This window comes from Streptomyces sp. NPDC053474 (genome assembly GCF_044544845.1).
In the GTDB taxonomy this organism is placed as follows: Bacteria; Actinomycetota; Actinomycetes; order Streptomycetales; family Streptomycetaceae; genus Streptomyces.
Genome location: NZ_JBITXV010000010.1, coordinates 277,062 through 291,158, shown reverse-complemented (window position 1 = coordinate 291,158; position 14,097 = coordinate 277,062). Strand labels below are relative to the sequence as shown.

Annotated in this window: 11 protein-coding genes; 8 read left to right on the top strand and 3 right to left on the bottom strand. The window is 73.7% G+C overall.

The window, feature by feature from the left end:
* Nucleotides 1-133: 133 nt before the first annotated feature.
* From ACIG3E_RS24990 to ACIG3E_RS24970, 5 genes are read left to right on the top strand one after another with little or no spacing between them, the layout of a single operon-like run.
* The gene (locus ACIG3E_RS24990; RefSeq protein WP_399620654.1) at nucleotides 134-3,790 is read left to right on the top strand and encodes a nitrate reductase subunit alpha; all 3,657 of its coding nucleotides are present in this window, start codon (nucleotides 134-136) and stop codon (nucleotides 3,788-3,790) included.
* Nucleotides 3,790-5,424 carry a nitrate reductase subunit beta gene (gene narH / locus ACIG3E_RS24985; protein WP_399620407.1) on the top strand — a complete coding sequence of 545 codons (1,635 nt, stop codon included), beginning with the start codon at nucleotides 3,790-3,792 and terminating at the stop codon, nucleotides 5,422-5,424. The genes ACIG3E_RS24990 and narH overlap by 1 nt, the downstream gene beginning before the upstream one ends.
* Nucleotides 5,421-6,050: a nitrate reductase molybdenum cofactor assembly chaperone gene (gene narJ / locus ACIG3E_RS24980; protein ID WP_399620404.1), complete on the top strand. Its 630-nt coding sequence runs from the start codon at nucleotides 5,421-5,423 to the stop codon at nucleotides 6,048-6,050. Before narH ends, narJ begins: the two co-directional genes overlap by 4 nt.
* Nucleotides 6,047-6,793, top strand: a complete 747-nt coding sequence (gene narI / locus ACIG3E_RS24975; protein WP_399620401.1) for a respiratory nitrate reductase subunit gamma — start codon at nucleotides 6,047-6,049, stop codon at nucleotides 6,791-6,793. Before narJ ends, narI begins: the two co-directional genes overlap by 4 nt.
* Nucleotides 6,790-7,782, top strand: coding sequence for a tellurite resistance/C4-dicarboxylate transporter family protein (locus tag ACIG3E_RS24970; RefSeq protein ID WP_399620399.1), 993 nt, complete (start codon nucleotides 6,790-6,792; stop codon nucleotides 7,780-7,782). Before narI ends, ACIG3E_RS24970 begins: the two co-directional genes overlap by 4 nt.
* Nucleotides 7,783-7,825: 43 nt before the next feature.
* Here ACIG3E_RS24970 and ACIG3E_RS24965 read toward each other — a convergent pair whose 3' ends face one another.
* Nucleotides 7,826-8,305 carry a MarR family winged helix-turn-helix transcriptional regulator gene (locus ACIG3E_RS24965; protein ID WP_399620397.1) on the bottom strand — a complete coding sequence of 160 codons (480 nt, stop codon included), beginning with the start codon at nucleotides 8,303-8,305 and terminating at the stop codon, nucleotides 7,826-7,828.
* A gap of 219 nt (nucleotides 8,306-8,524) precedes the next feature.
* On the opposite strand from ACIG3E_RS24965, the gene ACIG3E_RS24960 reads away from it, so the two are divergent.
* Together ACIG3E_RS24960 and ACIG3E_RS24955 are read left to right on the top strand one after the other, a co-directional pair.
* Nucleotides 8,525-9,262 (top strand): helix-turn-helix domain-containing protein, encoded by a 738-nt coding sequence (locus ACIG3E_RS24960; protein WP_399620395.1) that lies wholly within the window; start codon nucleotides 8,525-8,527, stop codon nucleotides 9,260-9,262.
* Between the two features lie 174 nt (nucleotides 9,263-9,436).
* The gene (locus ACIG3E_RS24955; RefSeq protein ID WP_399620394.1) at nucleotides 9,437-10,558 is read left to right on the top strand and encodes a protein TolB; all 1,122 of its coding nucleotides are present in this window, start codon (nucleotides 9,437-9,439) and stop codon (nucleotides 10,556-10,558) included.
* Here ACIG3E_RS24955 and ACIG3E_RS24950 read toward each other — a convergent pair.
* Nucleotides 10,543-11,778 (bottom strand): GNAT family N-acetyltransferase, encoded by a 1,236-nt coding sequence (locus ACIG3E_RS24950; RefSeq protein ID WP_399620391.1) that lies wholly within the window; start codon nucleotides 11,776-11,778, stop codon nucleotides 10,543-10,545. The genes ACIG3E_RS24955 and ACIG3E_RS24950 overlap by 16 nt on opposite strands.
* 7 nt (nucleotides 11,779-11,785) lie before the next feature.
* Nucleotides 11,786-12,772, bottom strand: a complete 987-nt coding sequence (locus ACIG3E_RS24945; protein WP_399620389.1) for a RimK family alpha-L-glutamate ligase — start codon at nucleotides 12,770-12,772, stop codon at nucleotides 11,786-11,788.
* A 215-nt stretch (nucleotides 12,773-12,987) separates the two neighbouring features.
* Between ACIG3E_RS24945 and ACIG3E_RS24940 the strand changes: the two genes are divergently transcribed.
* On the top strand, nucleotides 12,988-14,094 hold the full coding sequence (locus ACIG3E_RS24940) for a serine hydrolase domain-containing protein (RefSeq protein WP_399620386.1): 1,107 nt from the start codon (nucleotides 12,988-12,990) through the stop codon (nucleotides 14,092-14,094).
* The last annotated feature ends 3 nt before the right edge of the window (nucleotides 14,095-14,097 follow it).

Sequence of the window (14,097 nt, the reverse complement as noted above, 5' to 3'; positions counted from 1 at the left end):
CAACTGGCCGAAAAATGGTCCACACCAGAGCCCGCCCAGGAGCACTCTGGCCCTCGATCGATGAGGTGTGTGCCGACGTGACCACCACCGCACGGCGGCACCGCGATGCCCGAGGAGGGCCCGCGGCATGGGCATGGGACGCAGCAGGGCGAAGGCGGAGCGCGCCGCCGCGGACGCCGCCGAGCGACTGCTCGAAATCGGCCGATTACTTCAGCAGGCACCCACGACACCGGAGGGACGAGCGGTCTTCCGCCCAGGTCAGACGGTCAACGACCAGCCCTATCGGGAGCGGTGGGCCCACGACAAGGTGGTGCGCTCCACCCACGGCGTGAACTGCACCGGCTCGTGTTCGTGGCAGGTGTACGTCAAGGACGGCCTGATCACCTGGGAGACGCAGGCCACGGACTACCCCTCCACCGGGCCCGACCGGCCCGAGTACGAGCCGCGGGGCTGCCCGCGCGGCGCCTCCTTCTCCTGGTACACCTACTCGCCCACGCGCGTGAAGCATCCGCTGGCCCGCGGCGTTCTGGTGGAGATGTTCCGGTCCGCCAAGCGGAGGCTCGGCGACCCCGTCGCGGCCTGGGCGGAGATCACCGGGGACCCGGAGCGGCGGCGCCGCTACCAGGCGGCGCGCGGCCACGGCGGCCTGGTGCGCGTCAGCTGGCAGGAGGCCCTGGAGATCGCGGCGGCCGCGTACGTGCACACCCTCGACGCCTACGGCCCCGACCGGATCGCGGGCTTCTCACCGATCCCGGCGATGTCGATGGCCTCGCACGCCGTCGGCGCCCGCTTCCACGCCCTGATCGGCGCGCCCATGCTGTCCTTCTACGACTGGTACGCCGACCTGCCCGTGGCCTCGCCCCAGGTCTTCGGCGACCAGACCGACGTGCCTGAGTCCGGGGACTGGTGGGACGCCGCGTACCTGATGCTGTGGGGTTCGAACGTGCCGGTGACCCGCACCCCGGACGCCCACTGGATGGCCGAGGCCCGCTACCGGGGCCAGAAGGTCGTCGTCGTGTCGCCGGACTACGCCGACGCCACGAAGTTCGCCGACGAATGGCTGCACCCGCACCCCGGGACCGACGGCGCGCTCGCCATGGCGATGGGCCACGTGATCCTGCGCGAGTGCTTCGTCGACCGCCAGGTGCCGTACTTCACCGACTACGTCAAACGGTTCACCGACCTGCCGTTCCTGGTCGCCCTGGACGAGCGGGAGCAGGGCGCGCACGCCCCGGGGGCCTTCGTCACCGCCGTCGACGCGGATCTGGCACAAGAGGCGCACGCGGACGCGCGGCGCTGGATGCCGGTGTTCCTCGACGCGGCCTCGGGCACGGCCGTGGTGCCGAACGGCACGCTCGGCGACCGCTGGGCCAAGGGCGGCGAGGGCCGCTGGAACCTCGACCTGGGTGACCTCGACCCCGTGCTGAGCCTCCTTGGACACCCGGGCGCCGGAACCGCGACGGTGGTCCTTCCCCGCTTCGACGAGGCGGGCGCGACGGTCCGCCGCACCGTGCCGACCACCCGCGTCGGCGGCCGCCTGGTGACCACGGTGTTCGACCTGATACTGGCCCAGTACGGCGTGGCGCGCGAGGCCCTCGACGGAGAGCCGCCCGTCCCGTACGAGGACGCCTCGACCCCCTGCACCCCCGCCTGGCAGGAAGCCGTCACCTCGGTGTCCGCGGGGGCCGTGGTGCGCGCCGCCCGGGAGTTCGCCCGCACCGCGGAGCAGACCCGGGGCCGCTGCATGATCGTGATGGGGGCCGGGACCAACCACTGGTTCCACTCCGACACGATCTACCGCTCGTTCCTGTCGCTGCTGCTGCTCACCGGCTGCCAGGGCGTCAACGGCGGCGGCTGGGCGCACTACGTGGGGCAGGAGAAGGTCCGCCCCTACGCCGGCTGGCAGCAGCTGGCCACCGGCTCCGACTGGGCCCGCCCCTCGCGCCAGATGGCGGGCACGCCCTACTGGTACCTGCACACCGACCAGTGGCGCTACGACAGGACCACCGCGGACGCCCTCGCGTCGCCGACCGGAACCGGGGCGCTCAGCGGACTGCACACCGCGGACCTGCTCGCCCGCTCCACCCGGCAGGGGTGGATGCCCGCCTACCCCACCTTCTCGGCCAACCCGCTGACCCTGGGACGGCGGATCCACGAGGCGGGAGCGGAGCCCGGCCCCTGGGTGGCCGCCGAGCAGGCGGCGGGCCGCCTCACCCACGCCTTCCAGGACCCCGACGACCCCGCCAACTGGCCCCGCGTCCTGACGGTGTGGCGGGCCAACCTGATCGGCTCATCGGCCAAGGGCAACGAGTTCTTCCAGCGGCACCTGCTCGGCACCACCGACAACGCGAGCGCCGACGAGGTCCCGCCCGACGACCGGCCCCAGGGCGTCACCTGGCACGCACAGGCCCCGCGCGGCAAGCTCGACCTGCTGCTCGCCCTCGACTTCCGGATGACCTCCACCACGCTCTTCGCCGACCTCGTGCTGCCCGCCGCCACCTGGTACGAGAAGCACGACCTGTCCAGCACGGACATGCACCCCTACGTGCACGCCTTCTCCCCGGCGATCAACCCGCCCTGGCAGGCCCGCACCGACTTCGAGATCTTCCACGGGCTCGCCGCCGAGGTGTCCCGCCTCGCCCACGGCCGCCTGGACGTCGCCCACGACCTGGTGGCCACCGCCCTCCAGCACGACACCCCCGGCGAGGCGCCGCCACCGGGCCCCACCGGGCCGCAGTACACGCTCGTCGAGCGCGACTACCGGGCCATCGCGGACAAGCTCGCCGCGCTCGGCCCGCTGCCCGACGAACTGGGCCTCCAGGTCAAGGGCGTCACCGTCCGCACCACCCCCGAGAGCCGCTGGCTGACGGCCCGCTGCGGCACCGCCACCGAGGGAGCGGCCCGGGGCAGGCCCCTGCTGGACACGGACGTCAAGCTGTGCGAGGCGATCCTCGCCCTCTCCGGCACCACCAACGGTCGCGTCGCCGCCGAAGGGCTGCGCCAGCTGGCCGAACGCTGCGGCGGTGACAGCGGCCTGGAGGAACTCGCCGCGTCGGTCGCCGAACGACGCGTCGTCTTCTCCGACACCCAGGCCCGCCCCGTGCAGGTCAGCGCCAGCTTCGAATGGTCCGGCAAGGAGGCCTCCGACCGGCGCTACGCGCCCTTCACGATCAACACCGAACACCGCAAGCCCTGGCACACCTTCACCGGCCGGCAGCACTTCTACCTCGACCACCCCTGGATCACCGAGTTCGGCGAACAGCTGCCCGTCTACCGGCCGCCCCTGGACCTGGCCCTCCTCGGCGCGTCGCCCGCCCCCGACGGCGAGGGCACCTCGGTGACCGTGCGCTATCTGACACCGCACTCGAAGTGGTCCATCCACTCCGAGTACCAGGAGAACCTCCTGATGCAGACCCTCGCCCGCGGCGGGCCCGTCATCTGGATCAGCGTCACCGACGCCGAGGCGATCGGCGTGGCGGACAACGACTGGATCGAAGCGGTCAACGCCAACGGCGTGGTCGTCGCCCGCGCCGTCGTCTCGCACCGGATGCCGCCCGGCACGGTGTTCATGTACCACGTGCAGGAACGCCTGGTGAACGTCCCCAAGTCGGAGCGCACCGGGCGGCGCGGCGGCGTCCACAACGCCCTCACCCGGCTCCTGGTCAAACCGACCCACCTCATCGGCGGACACGCCCAGCTGTCCTTCGCCCCCAACTACTACGGCCCGACCGGCAACCAGCGCGACGCGGTCACCGTCATCCGCCGCCGCTCCCAGGAGGTGCAGTACTGATGCCCCGTGACGACGTCACCATTGGACGCTGCATGGCACAGGTGGCGATGGTGATGAACCTCGACAAGTGCATCGGCTGCCACACCTGCTCGGTCACCTGCAAACAGACGTGGACCAACCGCTCGGGCACCGAGTACGCCTGGTTCAACAACGTCGAGACCCGCCCCGGCCAGGGCTACCCCCGCGGCTACGAGGACCAGGACACGTGGAAGGGCGGCTGGCGGCTCAAGCACGGCCGTCTCGTGCCGCGCAGCGGCGGCCGCGCCCGCCGCCTCGCACGGCTCTTCGCCAACCCCGAACTGCCCTCCCTCGACGACTACTACGAGCCGTGGACGTACGACTACGACAACCTGATCAGCGCGCCCCTGGGCGACGACGTCCCCACGGCCGCGCCGCGCTCCCAGATCGACGGCCGCCCGACGTCCGTCACCTGGGGCCCCAACTGGGACGACGACCTCGGCGGCGGGCCCCAGCACCTCGCGGGCGACCCCGTCCTGAGGGACCTCAACGAACGGGTGCGCCTGGAGTACGAGCAGGCGTTCATGTTCTATCTGCCCCGCATCTGCGAGCACTGCCTCAACCCGTCCTGCGTCGCCGTGTGCCCCTCCGGCGCGCTGTACAAGCGCATCGAGGACGGCATCGTCCTCGTCGACCAGGACCGCTGCCGCGGCTGGCGCATGTGCGTCACCGGCTGCCCGTACAAGAAGGTCTACTTCAACCACACCACCGGCAAGGCCGAGAAGTGCACCCTGTGCTACCCGCGCATCGAGGCCGGGCAGCCCACCGTCTGCTCCGAGACCTGCGTCGGCCGGCTGCGCTACCTCGGCGTGATCCTCTACGACGCCGACAAGGCGGGGGAGGCCGCCGCCACCCCCGACGAGAAGGACCTGTACCAGGCCCAACTGGACTGCTTCCTCGACCCCTTCGACCCCCGGGTCGCGGCCGCGGCCGAGGCCTCCGGCATCCCGCACGACTGGATCACGGCCGCTCGCCGCTCCCCGGTGTACGACCTGATCAGCCGGTACAAGGTGGCCCTGCCCCTGCATCCCGAGTACCGCACGCTGCCCATGGTCTGGTACGTGCCGCCGCTCTCCCCGGTGGTCGAGTCCCTCACCGCCACGGGCCACGACGGCGAGGACCCCGCCAAGCTCTTCGCCGCCATCGACACCCTGCGCATCCCCGTCTCCTACCTGGCCGGTCTGTTCACCGCGGGCGACCCCGCGCCCGTCGAGGCCGCGCTGTGCCGCCTCGCCGCGATGCGCTCCCACATGCGGCGCGTCAACCTCGGCGAGGAGCAGGACCCCGCCATCGCCCGTGCCGTCGGCATGGACGCAGGGGAGGTCGAGGCCATGTACCGGCTGCTCGCCCTCGCCAAGTACGACGAGCGCTACGTCATCCCCACCGGCTACCACACCACCGCCACCGGCGACGAGCCCGACGGCTGCAGCCTCGACCACGACCACGGCCCCGGCATGTTCGACGCCGACGCCTTCCACACCCCGCTGCCCGGTACCGAAGAGCCCGAGCCCGAACACGCCGGGACCTCGCTGCGCGGCCGCGTCAACCTCCTCAACTGGAACGGGCAGGGCCGCCCCGCGGGCCTCTTCCCCGGGCCCGAGGGACACCAGGCATGAGCGACGCACCCCTCGTCCACCAGGCCGCGTCCCTGCTCCTTCGCCACCCCGACGCGGACTGGCCGCACCGGCTGCACGCGGTCACCACCGCCCTCGCCGCCGCCCCCGGCCCCCGCGCGGAACCGCTGCTCCGGTTCTGCGCGGCCGTCGCCGACGTCCCCGTGCTCGACCTGTCCGCGCGCTACGTCGCGACCTTCGACCGCAGCCGCAGGCGCACCCTGCACCTGACGTACTACACCGACGGCGACACGCGCCGCCGCGGCCAGTCCCTGCTGCGCTGGCAGGACCTGTACCGCGCCCACGGGTGGCGGCCGCCCGCCGACGAACTGCCCGACTTCCTGCCCCTGGCCCTTGAGTTCGCCGCCCGCTGCCCCGCACCGGGGCGCACCGCGTTGCGGGAGCACCGCGCCGCCGTCGAGCTCCTCCGGCTCGCCCTGCGCGACCACCGCAGCCCCTACGCCGACGTCCTCGAAGGCGTCTGCCGCACCCTGCCCGGCGCCTCGCCCACCGACCGCGCCGCCGCACTGCGCCTGGCCAAGGCGGGACCGCCCGCCGAGACGGTCGGGCTCCTGCCCTTTCCCCAACGAGCCGTTCCGCACCCGTTCCAGGAGGAGACCGTCTCGTGAACCACCTCCACACCGCCCTCTGGGGCGTGCTGCCCTATCTCGTCGTGGCCTTCATGGTCACGGGCACCGTGTGGCGCTACCGCTACGACCGGTTCGGCTTCACCACCCGCTCCAGCCAGCTGCACGAGAACCGGCTCCTGCGGGTCGGCGGCCCCCTCTTCCACTTCGGCCTGCTCTTCGTCATCGCCGGACACCTCATCGGCCTGCTCATCCCCGAGGCCTTCACCGACCGCGTCCACGTCCACGAGTGGCTCTACCACGCCAACGCGCTGCTCGTCGGCGGCATCGCGGGCCTCGCCACCCTGGCCGGGCTCGCGGTCCTGCTCTACCGCCGCCTGCGCGTACCGGCCGTCCGCGGTGCCACCAGCCGCAGCGACCGCGCCGTCTACCCGCTGCTCGCCGCGGTGATCCTGGCCGGGCTCGCCGCGACCGCCTCCACCGCCCCGCCCCACCACTACGACTACCGGCTCGGCGTCTCCGTGTGGGTCCGCTCCCTGTTCGCCCTGGACCCCGACGTGTCGACCATGTCCCACGCCCCGTTCGTCTACCAGGCGCACACGCTGCTCGCCATGGGGCTGTTCGCGCTGTGGCCGTTCAGCCGCCTCGTGCACGCCTTCACCGCCCCGGTCGGCTATCTGGCCCGCCCCTACATCGTCTACCGCTCCCGCGGCGCGCGCCCCGCGCCGGTGACCCGGCCCGTCCCGGTCTCCCCGCCGGTGCGGGACGCCGCCGCGCGCCGGTGAGGGACGGGCTCCGGCTCCGTGACCGGTGCCGGTCGCTGCCACCGGCGTGCTTCGCGCCCGTCATGGCCACCGGCATCGTGTCCCGGGCCCTGAACGAAGCCGGGGTCCGCACCGCCTCCACGCTGCTCTTCACCTTCGCGTGCGCGCTCTACGCGGGCCTCCTGGTGGCGAGCGGCGCCAAGGCCCTGTTCCACCCCGCGACCCTCAAGGCCGAACTGGCCGACCCGACCCGGGTGTTCGGGCACTTCACCTTCGTCGCGGCCTCCGGCGTCCTCGCCACCCGCCTCAGCCACGGCCCCGCACGCCCGGCGGCGTACGTCCTGCTCGCCGTGGCGGGCGCGGCCTGGGCCGTGCTCGCCGCCGGTCTCCCGCGCCTGCCGCGCACGGCCGCGCGGGAGGCCGACGGCACCTGGTTCCTGGCCACCGTCGGCCTCCAGTCGCTGGTGCTCGGCCTCACCAGCCTGCCGCCGCGCCCCGTGCTCGTACCGCTCGCGTTCGCCCTGTGGTGGTGCGGGGTCCTGCTGTACGCGGGCACCGCCACCGTGCTCGGCCGCAGGCTGCTGCGCCATCCGCCGGGCCCCGCGCGCTGCACTCCGGCGTACTGGGTCGCGATGGGGGCCGTGGCCATCAGCACGCTCGCGGGCACCCAACTCCACGACCACGAAGGCCTCTTGCCGCACGCGGTGCGCGGCACGCTCGCCCTCGCCGTCGTCGTCCTCTGGAGCTGGGCGACCGTATTGATACCGCCCCTGCTCGCCACGGGCTGCTGGCGGCACTTCCACCACCGCGTCCCGCTGGCGTACGAGCCCGCCCTGTGGTGTGTCGTCTTCCCCGTCGGCATGTACGCCACCGCCACCGCGCGCGTCACCGCCACGCTGACACCCCACGCACCGAGCGTGGCCGTCCACCTCCTCGCATGGGTCGCGGCGGTGGTGTGGCTGACGGTGCAGGGGCATGCGGTGGCGGCGCGACGTCCCGCCCGCTCCTGACGCCGCGGGGCCCGGCCTTCCACGCCGTGGGCGCCCGGCTCCCTCAAGGAGCCACCCGCCGGAACTCCTCGGCGACCTCGGGGACATGGACGGAACGGTCTCCCGCCACCTCCAGCAAGGCCCGCAGCCCCGTCACCAGGCCGGATCGTGCCTCGGGCGGCACCGCTTCGACGAGCTTGGCCACCTCCCGGCGTCGGTGCCGCAGGACGCGCGCCACCAGGGTCGCGCCCGACGGCGTCAGCGTGAGGATCACCTCGCGCCTGCTGTCGGGATTGGCCCGGCGGTCCACGAGACCGCTCGCTTCGAGCCGCGCCACCGCGCGCAGCGCCGTCGACGCGTTCACCCCCAACACCTCGGCCAGTTCGGCGAGTTTGACCGGGCCGCACCCCTCCAGGGCGACCATCGTGCGCAGCTGCGGCAGCGAGAGCGTCTCGTCCACCTCGGCAAGCGCCCGCGCCGACATGCCCATCACCAGGCGCGACGCCGCCATCACCACAGCGACCACGTCGTCTTCCTCGACCACCGCTCCGCCTCCGGCCCCGCCCCCGCGGCTCCGGTCACCGCGGTCGGCAGCGAGCCCCTCACTCGACACCATGGCAAGACCGTAGGGCATAGGCCCTGTGGCCGGATCGGGATCGGTCCGGCCCGGCCGTTCACCGGCGGCCGTGCGGGCCGCCCTAAGGTGTCCGGCGGAGCGGAGCGAGAGGCCGCCGAGCGCCTCGGCGGTCGCGAGGGGGGAACCATGGATCACGAGCGAACACCGCCCGGCCGAGGGGTGTTGGAGGGCGCGTTCCTCCTTCTGGAAGAGCTTGCCCGGGCGGGCCAGGCCGGACCCACCGGCCTGAGTCACGCCACCGGCCTGCCCAAGAGCACCGTGCACCGGCTGCTCGAGCAGCTCACCGCCCTGGGCGCGGTGGAGCGGCACGCCGGGGGCTACCGCGTCGGCGCGACCGTGGCCCGCCTGGGGCGGTCCTGGAGCGCCCATCGGGCCCTGGAGAGGAACGCGGCGCTGCCGTTGCGGCACCTGGTCTCGGCGACGCGGGCGACGGTCTGCGTGACCGTTCCGCACGCCGGGCAGATGACGGTGGTGACCGGGATCCCCGCGGCCGCCCGGGAGTTCTTCCCCCACCTGGCGGGCGAGACGCTGCCGCCCGACAGCGCCGCCGACGTGATCTTCGCCGCCGCGGGGCCGACGGCCGCCCCGCCGCCCGAGGGGCACTCCAGGGCCCAGTGGACGCGTCGGGTGCGCAGGGCCCGCGAGCAGGGCGCCGACGTGCACGCGTACGAGTGGGACGGCGAGCGCAACTGCCTGGCGGTGCCGGTGCACGCCCCCTCGGGCGAGGTCGTCGCCGCCGTGGGCGTGGCCGTCGTGGACACGCGCTGCCTCGGCATCACCGTCGAAGCCGCCCGGCGCGCCGCCCGCATGCTGAGCACGAACCTGGGGCGGACACCCCGCCCCGGGACACCTGGCAGGGGCTGAAACCCTCGCGGGTCCGCGTGGAAGACGGCGGGAGGCCTCCTACCAAAGCCCGTCTAGGTTGTACGCATGGCGTCCGATTGACCCGTGCCGGAGGGTGCGCTTGGATCCGTGGAGGCCCTCGGCGTCGGGCCGGGGGGAACACGCTCTGGGGGGAACATGTCCTTGGCTAGAGGCGTGCAGTTGTCCGCCGTACGCGCGTTACGGATCCGTACGGCCGCCGTCGCGGTCACCGCGGTCGGAGCCGTCACCCTCACCGCGCTGCCCGCGACCGCCCAGGCGGCCGGGTCCGCCCGGCCACACGCGCCGAGCGTGGAGCGCGTGTCCGTCGCCGGCGACGGCACCCAGGCCGACAACAACTCGACCCACGCGTCCCTGTCGCGCAACGGCGCCTTCACCGTCTTCCACAGCGCCGCCACCAACCTCACGTCGGAGCCCACGCCCCGCCCGCCCGGCGCGGTGCACGTCCGTGACAACACGACCGGCACGGTCACCCGGATCAGGGACTCCTTGCAGGACCCCGCCGTCAGCGACGACGGACGGTACGTCACCTACCTCGGCTGGGGCAGCCAGACGGTCAAGGTCAAGCTGACCGACCTGGAGACCGGGCAGACGAGGACCGTCAGCAGCGGCCCGGCCAAGGCCGGGTCCAACAGCGCCACCATGAGCGCCGACGGCCGCTACGTCGCCTTCACCCAGCTGCCCAACCACCCCTCGATCCCCTCCCGCGTCGACGTCTACGACCGCGTCACGGACACCTACGAGACCGTCAGCGAGGGCCCACCGGTCTCCACCCGCGACATGCAGGAGCCGTCCATCAGCGCCGACGGCCGCTACGTCGCCTACCGCGACGCGGGCACCGGCGAGGTCTGGCGCTACGACCGCGACCAGCACACCCGGGTCCGCGTCGACGACAGCGGGTCGAGCGAACTCGTCCAACTCAGCGGAAACGGCCGTACCGTCGCCATCAACACGACGGACGGCGCCTACGTCCGCGACGTACCCAACGGCGCGACCACGCGGCTGCCCGGCAAGAGGATCGACGCGCTCAGCCAGAACGGCCACCAGGTGCTCTACCAGAGCAACGACCCCGTGGCGTACTCCGCGCTCCGCCTGCGCCACGTCCCGAGCGGCCGGGAGACCGACGTCCACGGCGCCGCACGGGCCGTTCCCGGAGCCATCGCCGGTGAGGACCGTCTCGTCTTCGACAGCCCCGACGCGGGCATCGTCCCGGGCGACACGAACGGCAAGGCCGACATCTTCCTGTGGTGGGCCCACGCGCCTCAGAACGGCAGGTAGAAGCTGAGCACGTCCGCGGTCAGCGGCGGGAAGAGCGCCCGGAACAGCTCCTCCCGCGCGGCGTAGACATCGGGCCGCAGACGCGTCAGGCCCGCCAAGCCGTGCGGGCCGAACAGCAGGGCGGGCAGCTGGTCGGGCGCCACCCCGGCGCCGCCCACGGCCCTGGGTCCCTGCATCGGCCCGCCGGTGACCACGGCCCCGAGGCCCTCGGCCCGCACCGGGATCCGGTAGTGGGCGCCGAAGGTGGACACGACGATGTCGCGATCGCCGGGATCCGCACCGGCCGCGGTGAGGCGCTGCCAGAGCAGCGGCCGCAGCCGGTCCAGGAGCGCCGCGACGTCCGGGACGCGGACGTAGTACTGCTCGGCCTGCTCGCGCGGCTTGTGCTCCAGGAAATCCCGCCAGGCGGCGGACGTCACCGTGCCCGGCCGGTCGACGACGCGCACCCGCCCCTCGGGGGCCAGGGCGGCGACACCGCGCAGCAGCTCCCGGGCCGCCTCCTCGTCGCGTGCGGCGGCCTCGGCGAGGAGCACCCCGCCGTCCGGGGGCGTGGTGCGCCCGGTGGCGACGACGGCCCCGGCCCGCTCCAGGACCCACAGGGCGCTCGCCTCGTGCTCAAGGAGCCACCGCCAGCAGGCGGCCGAGTGCGGCATCGCCACGTCGAACCGTTCCTGCGCCGCGTCCTGGAGGGCCGCCATCGCGGGGATGTCGGCGGGCCCGGCTGCGCGCAGCGCGGGCGCTCCCGCCCCGGGCGGCGGTGTCCGCACGGCCAGCGTCTGAGGCATGTCGATGGCGTACTCGTACCCGAACAGCCGGTAGAAGTACGGGATCCCGATCATCGCCTGGACCACGTGGCCCCGCGCGGCGGAGCGTTCGTGGGCCCAGCCCATGAGCGCCCGCACCAGTCCGCGGCCTTCGTACTCCTTGTCCGTGGCGACCAGTTCGACCTGGCCCGCGGGCAGCTGGACGTTGCCGATACGGAGGTTCTCGTCGAGGAGCGTCGCGGTGGAGACGACGCGGTCACCGTCGACGACCACGGCGCAGGCGGACCACCCGGCGTCCGGGTCCTCGGCCACGAGGCGGTGGTCGAGGGCGTCGGCGGGCTCACCCCGCGCGGTCAGCAGAGCGCCGATCCGGTCGAGGTCCTGAGGGCGGGCCTCGCGCAGCACGAGGCCGTCGGCCAGGGAAACGGGGGCGGCGGAGGTGGTGGTCGTCGTCACGGCCGGACTATCGCACCGCCCGATTCGGCCCGTCCACCGGGTTTTTCGCGCGGGCTTCGCCCCGGGCGGCCAGACGACGGCCGACGCAGGCGGTGATGGCGGGGACGACCGCCTCCATCGCCGGGCGCCAGCCGGGGACGGAGTTGACCTCGCAGACGGTGTAGGTGTCCTCCGTGGCGAACAGCAGGTCCACCCCGGCGATGTCCAGGCCCAGGGCGCGGGCCGCGTCCACCGCCAGCTCCTCCGCGCGCGGGTAGCGTCCCCGGCACAGCACGGCGGAGCCGCCCTTGGCGATGTTGGCGGTGAGGCCGCCGTCGCCGGAGGTGTGCAGGACGGCGTCCACCGGCTCGCCGTCGACGACGATGACGCGCAGGGTACGGCCGTGGGAGTGGGCCACGTGCTCCTGGAACAGGAACGGCACCTCCTGCTGGAGACTGCCCGCCATGGCGCGCAGCAACTGGGCGTCGGGGGCGAGGAACACCTGCGTGCCCTTGCAGCCGCTGACGGACTTCACGACGCACGGCCCGTCGAGGCGAGGGCTGCGGACCACGCCTTCGAGCGGCGCGGTGGCGTAGGAGAGGGTGTCGGGCACCGGCAGTCCCGCCAGGGCGAGTTCCTGGAGCTGCCAGAGCTTGTTGCGGCTGGTGAGGTGGGCGTCGACGCCGTTGACCAGAGTGCTGCCCATGCGCTCCAGATGCCGGAGCAGGGTCACCTCGCGGTCGTCGCGCATGGGCCCCGCCACCTGGCGTACGCACACCACCTCGGGGGCGGGCAGCTCCGCGCCGCCGAGGGTGTGCAGCACCATCCGGCCGCCCTGGACGCCGAAGAGCAGCTCGTCGGTGTGCCAGACCGCGAAACGGTCGCCGTGGGCGGCCGCGAGGGCGTCGGCGAGCTCACGCGTGGACCTGCGCAGCGCGGTGGGGTGCTGCCGCACCAGCATCCACACGTGCGCGGGTGCCGCGATCACCGGGCGGGTACGGTCCTGTGGTTCCACACTGGCTCCTCGTCTCGACGCCGCCCTGGTGAGGGGCGGTCCGGAAGGGGCCAGTCTCACAGACGGCCCGGTGAGCGGCGCACGGGCGGCGGCATGGCCGGGCCCCGGCCCCGGGCCGGGCGGCACGGGACCCGGCCGGACGGCCCCCGTGAAGCGGCTCGGGCCGCCCGAAAACCGGTTGACCGCACCGCGGCGACACGGGCTAGATTCCGCGCATGGCCGATGTTCAGGGCACATATGATGATCTGTTCACCGCCGTACCCCACGCGCTCGCGGCGCTCCTCGACTCGGGTGACACGGGCGCCTCGGCAGCCGTCTTCGTGGACGGCGAGCCGGTGGTCGACGTCTGGGGCGGCTTCGCCGACGCGGACCGTACGACGGACTGGCAGCGGGACACCCTCGTCAACACCTGGTCCGTCACCAAGACGATGACGGCGCTGTGCGCCCTGATCCTCGCGGACCGCGGCGCACTCGACCCGGACGCGCCGGTCGCCCGGTACTGGCCGGAGTTCGCGGCCGCGGGCAAGGAGGGCGTACTGGTCCGCCACCTGCTCGCGCACACCGCGGGGCTGCCCGACTGGGAGGGTCCCGTCGAGGAGCTCTACGACTGGCCGAGCGCCACGGCGCGCCTGGCCGCGCAGGCACCGCGCTGGGAGCCGGGCACCGCGGCCGGATACCACTCGCTGACCCAGGGCTTCCTGGTCGGTGAGGTCGTCCGCCGGATCACCGGCCGAAGCCCGGGCCGGTTCTTCGCCGATGAGGTGGCCGGGCCGCTGGGCGCCGACTTCCACCTGGGCCTGCCCGCCGAGCACGACGGGCGGGTCGCGCTCACCGTGCCGCCGCCCTCCCAGGGCGAGGACTACGCCGCGAGCGCGCCGGGCACGGGCGCCGCACCCTCCGGCGCGACCGCGATCCGGGTCCGCGACGGCAACAGCGTCGCCTGGCGCCGCGCGGAGATCCCCGCCGCGAGCGGCTTCGGCAACGCCCGCTCGGTCGCGCTCGTGCAGTCGGTCCTGGCCTGCGGGGGAGCGGTGGGCGGCGTACGGCTCCTGTCGGGGGCGGGCTGCGAGCTCGCGTGGCAGGAGCAGTTCCACGGCGAGGACCGCGTCCTCGGCACCTCGATGCGCTACGGCATGGGCTACGGCCTGTTCGGCACCACCTACGGCTGGGGCGGCTGGGGCGGCTCCCTGGTCATGGTCGAGCCCGACGCCCGCATGGCGGTGGCGTACGTGACGAACCAGCTGCGCGGTCCCGGAGAGGAGAACCGGGGCCTGGAGGTCGTGATGGCCGCCTACGACGGGCTCACGGCCCTGCGCGCCTGAGCC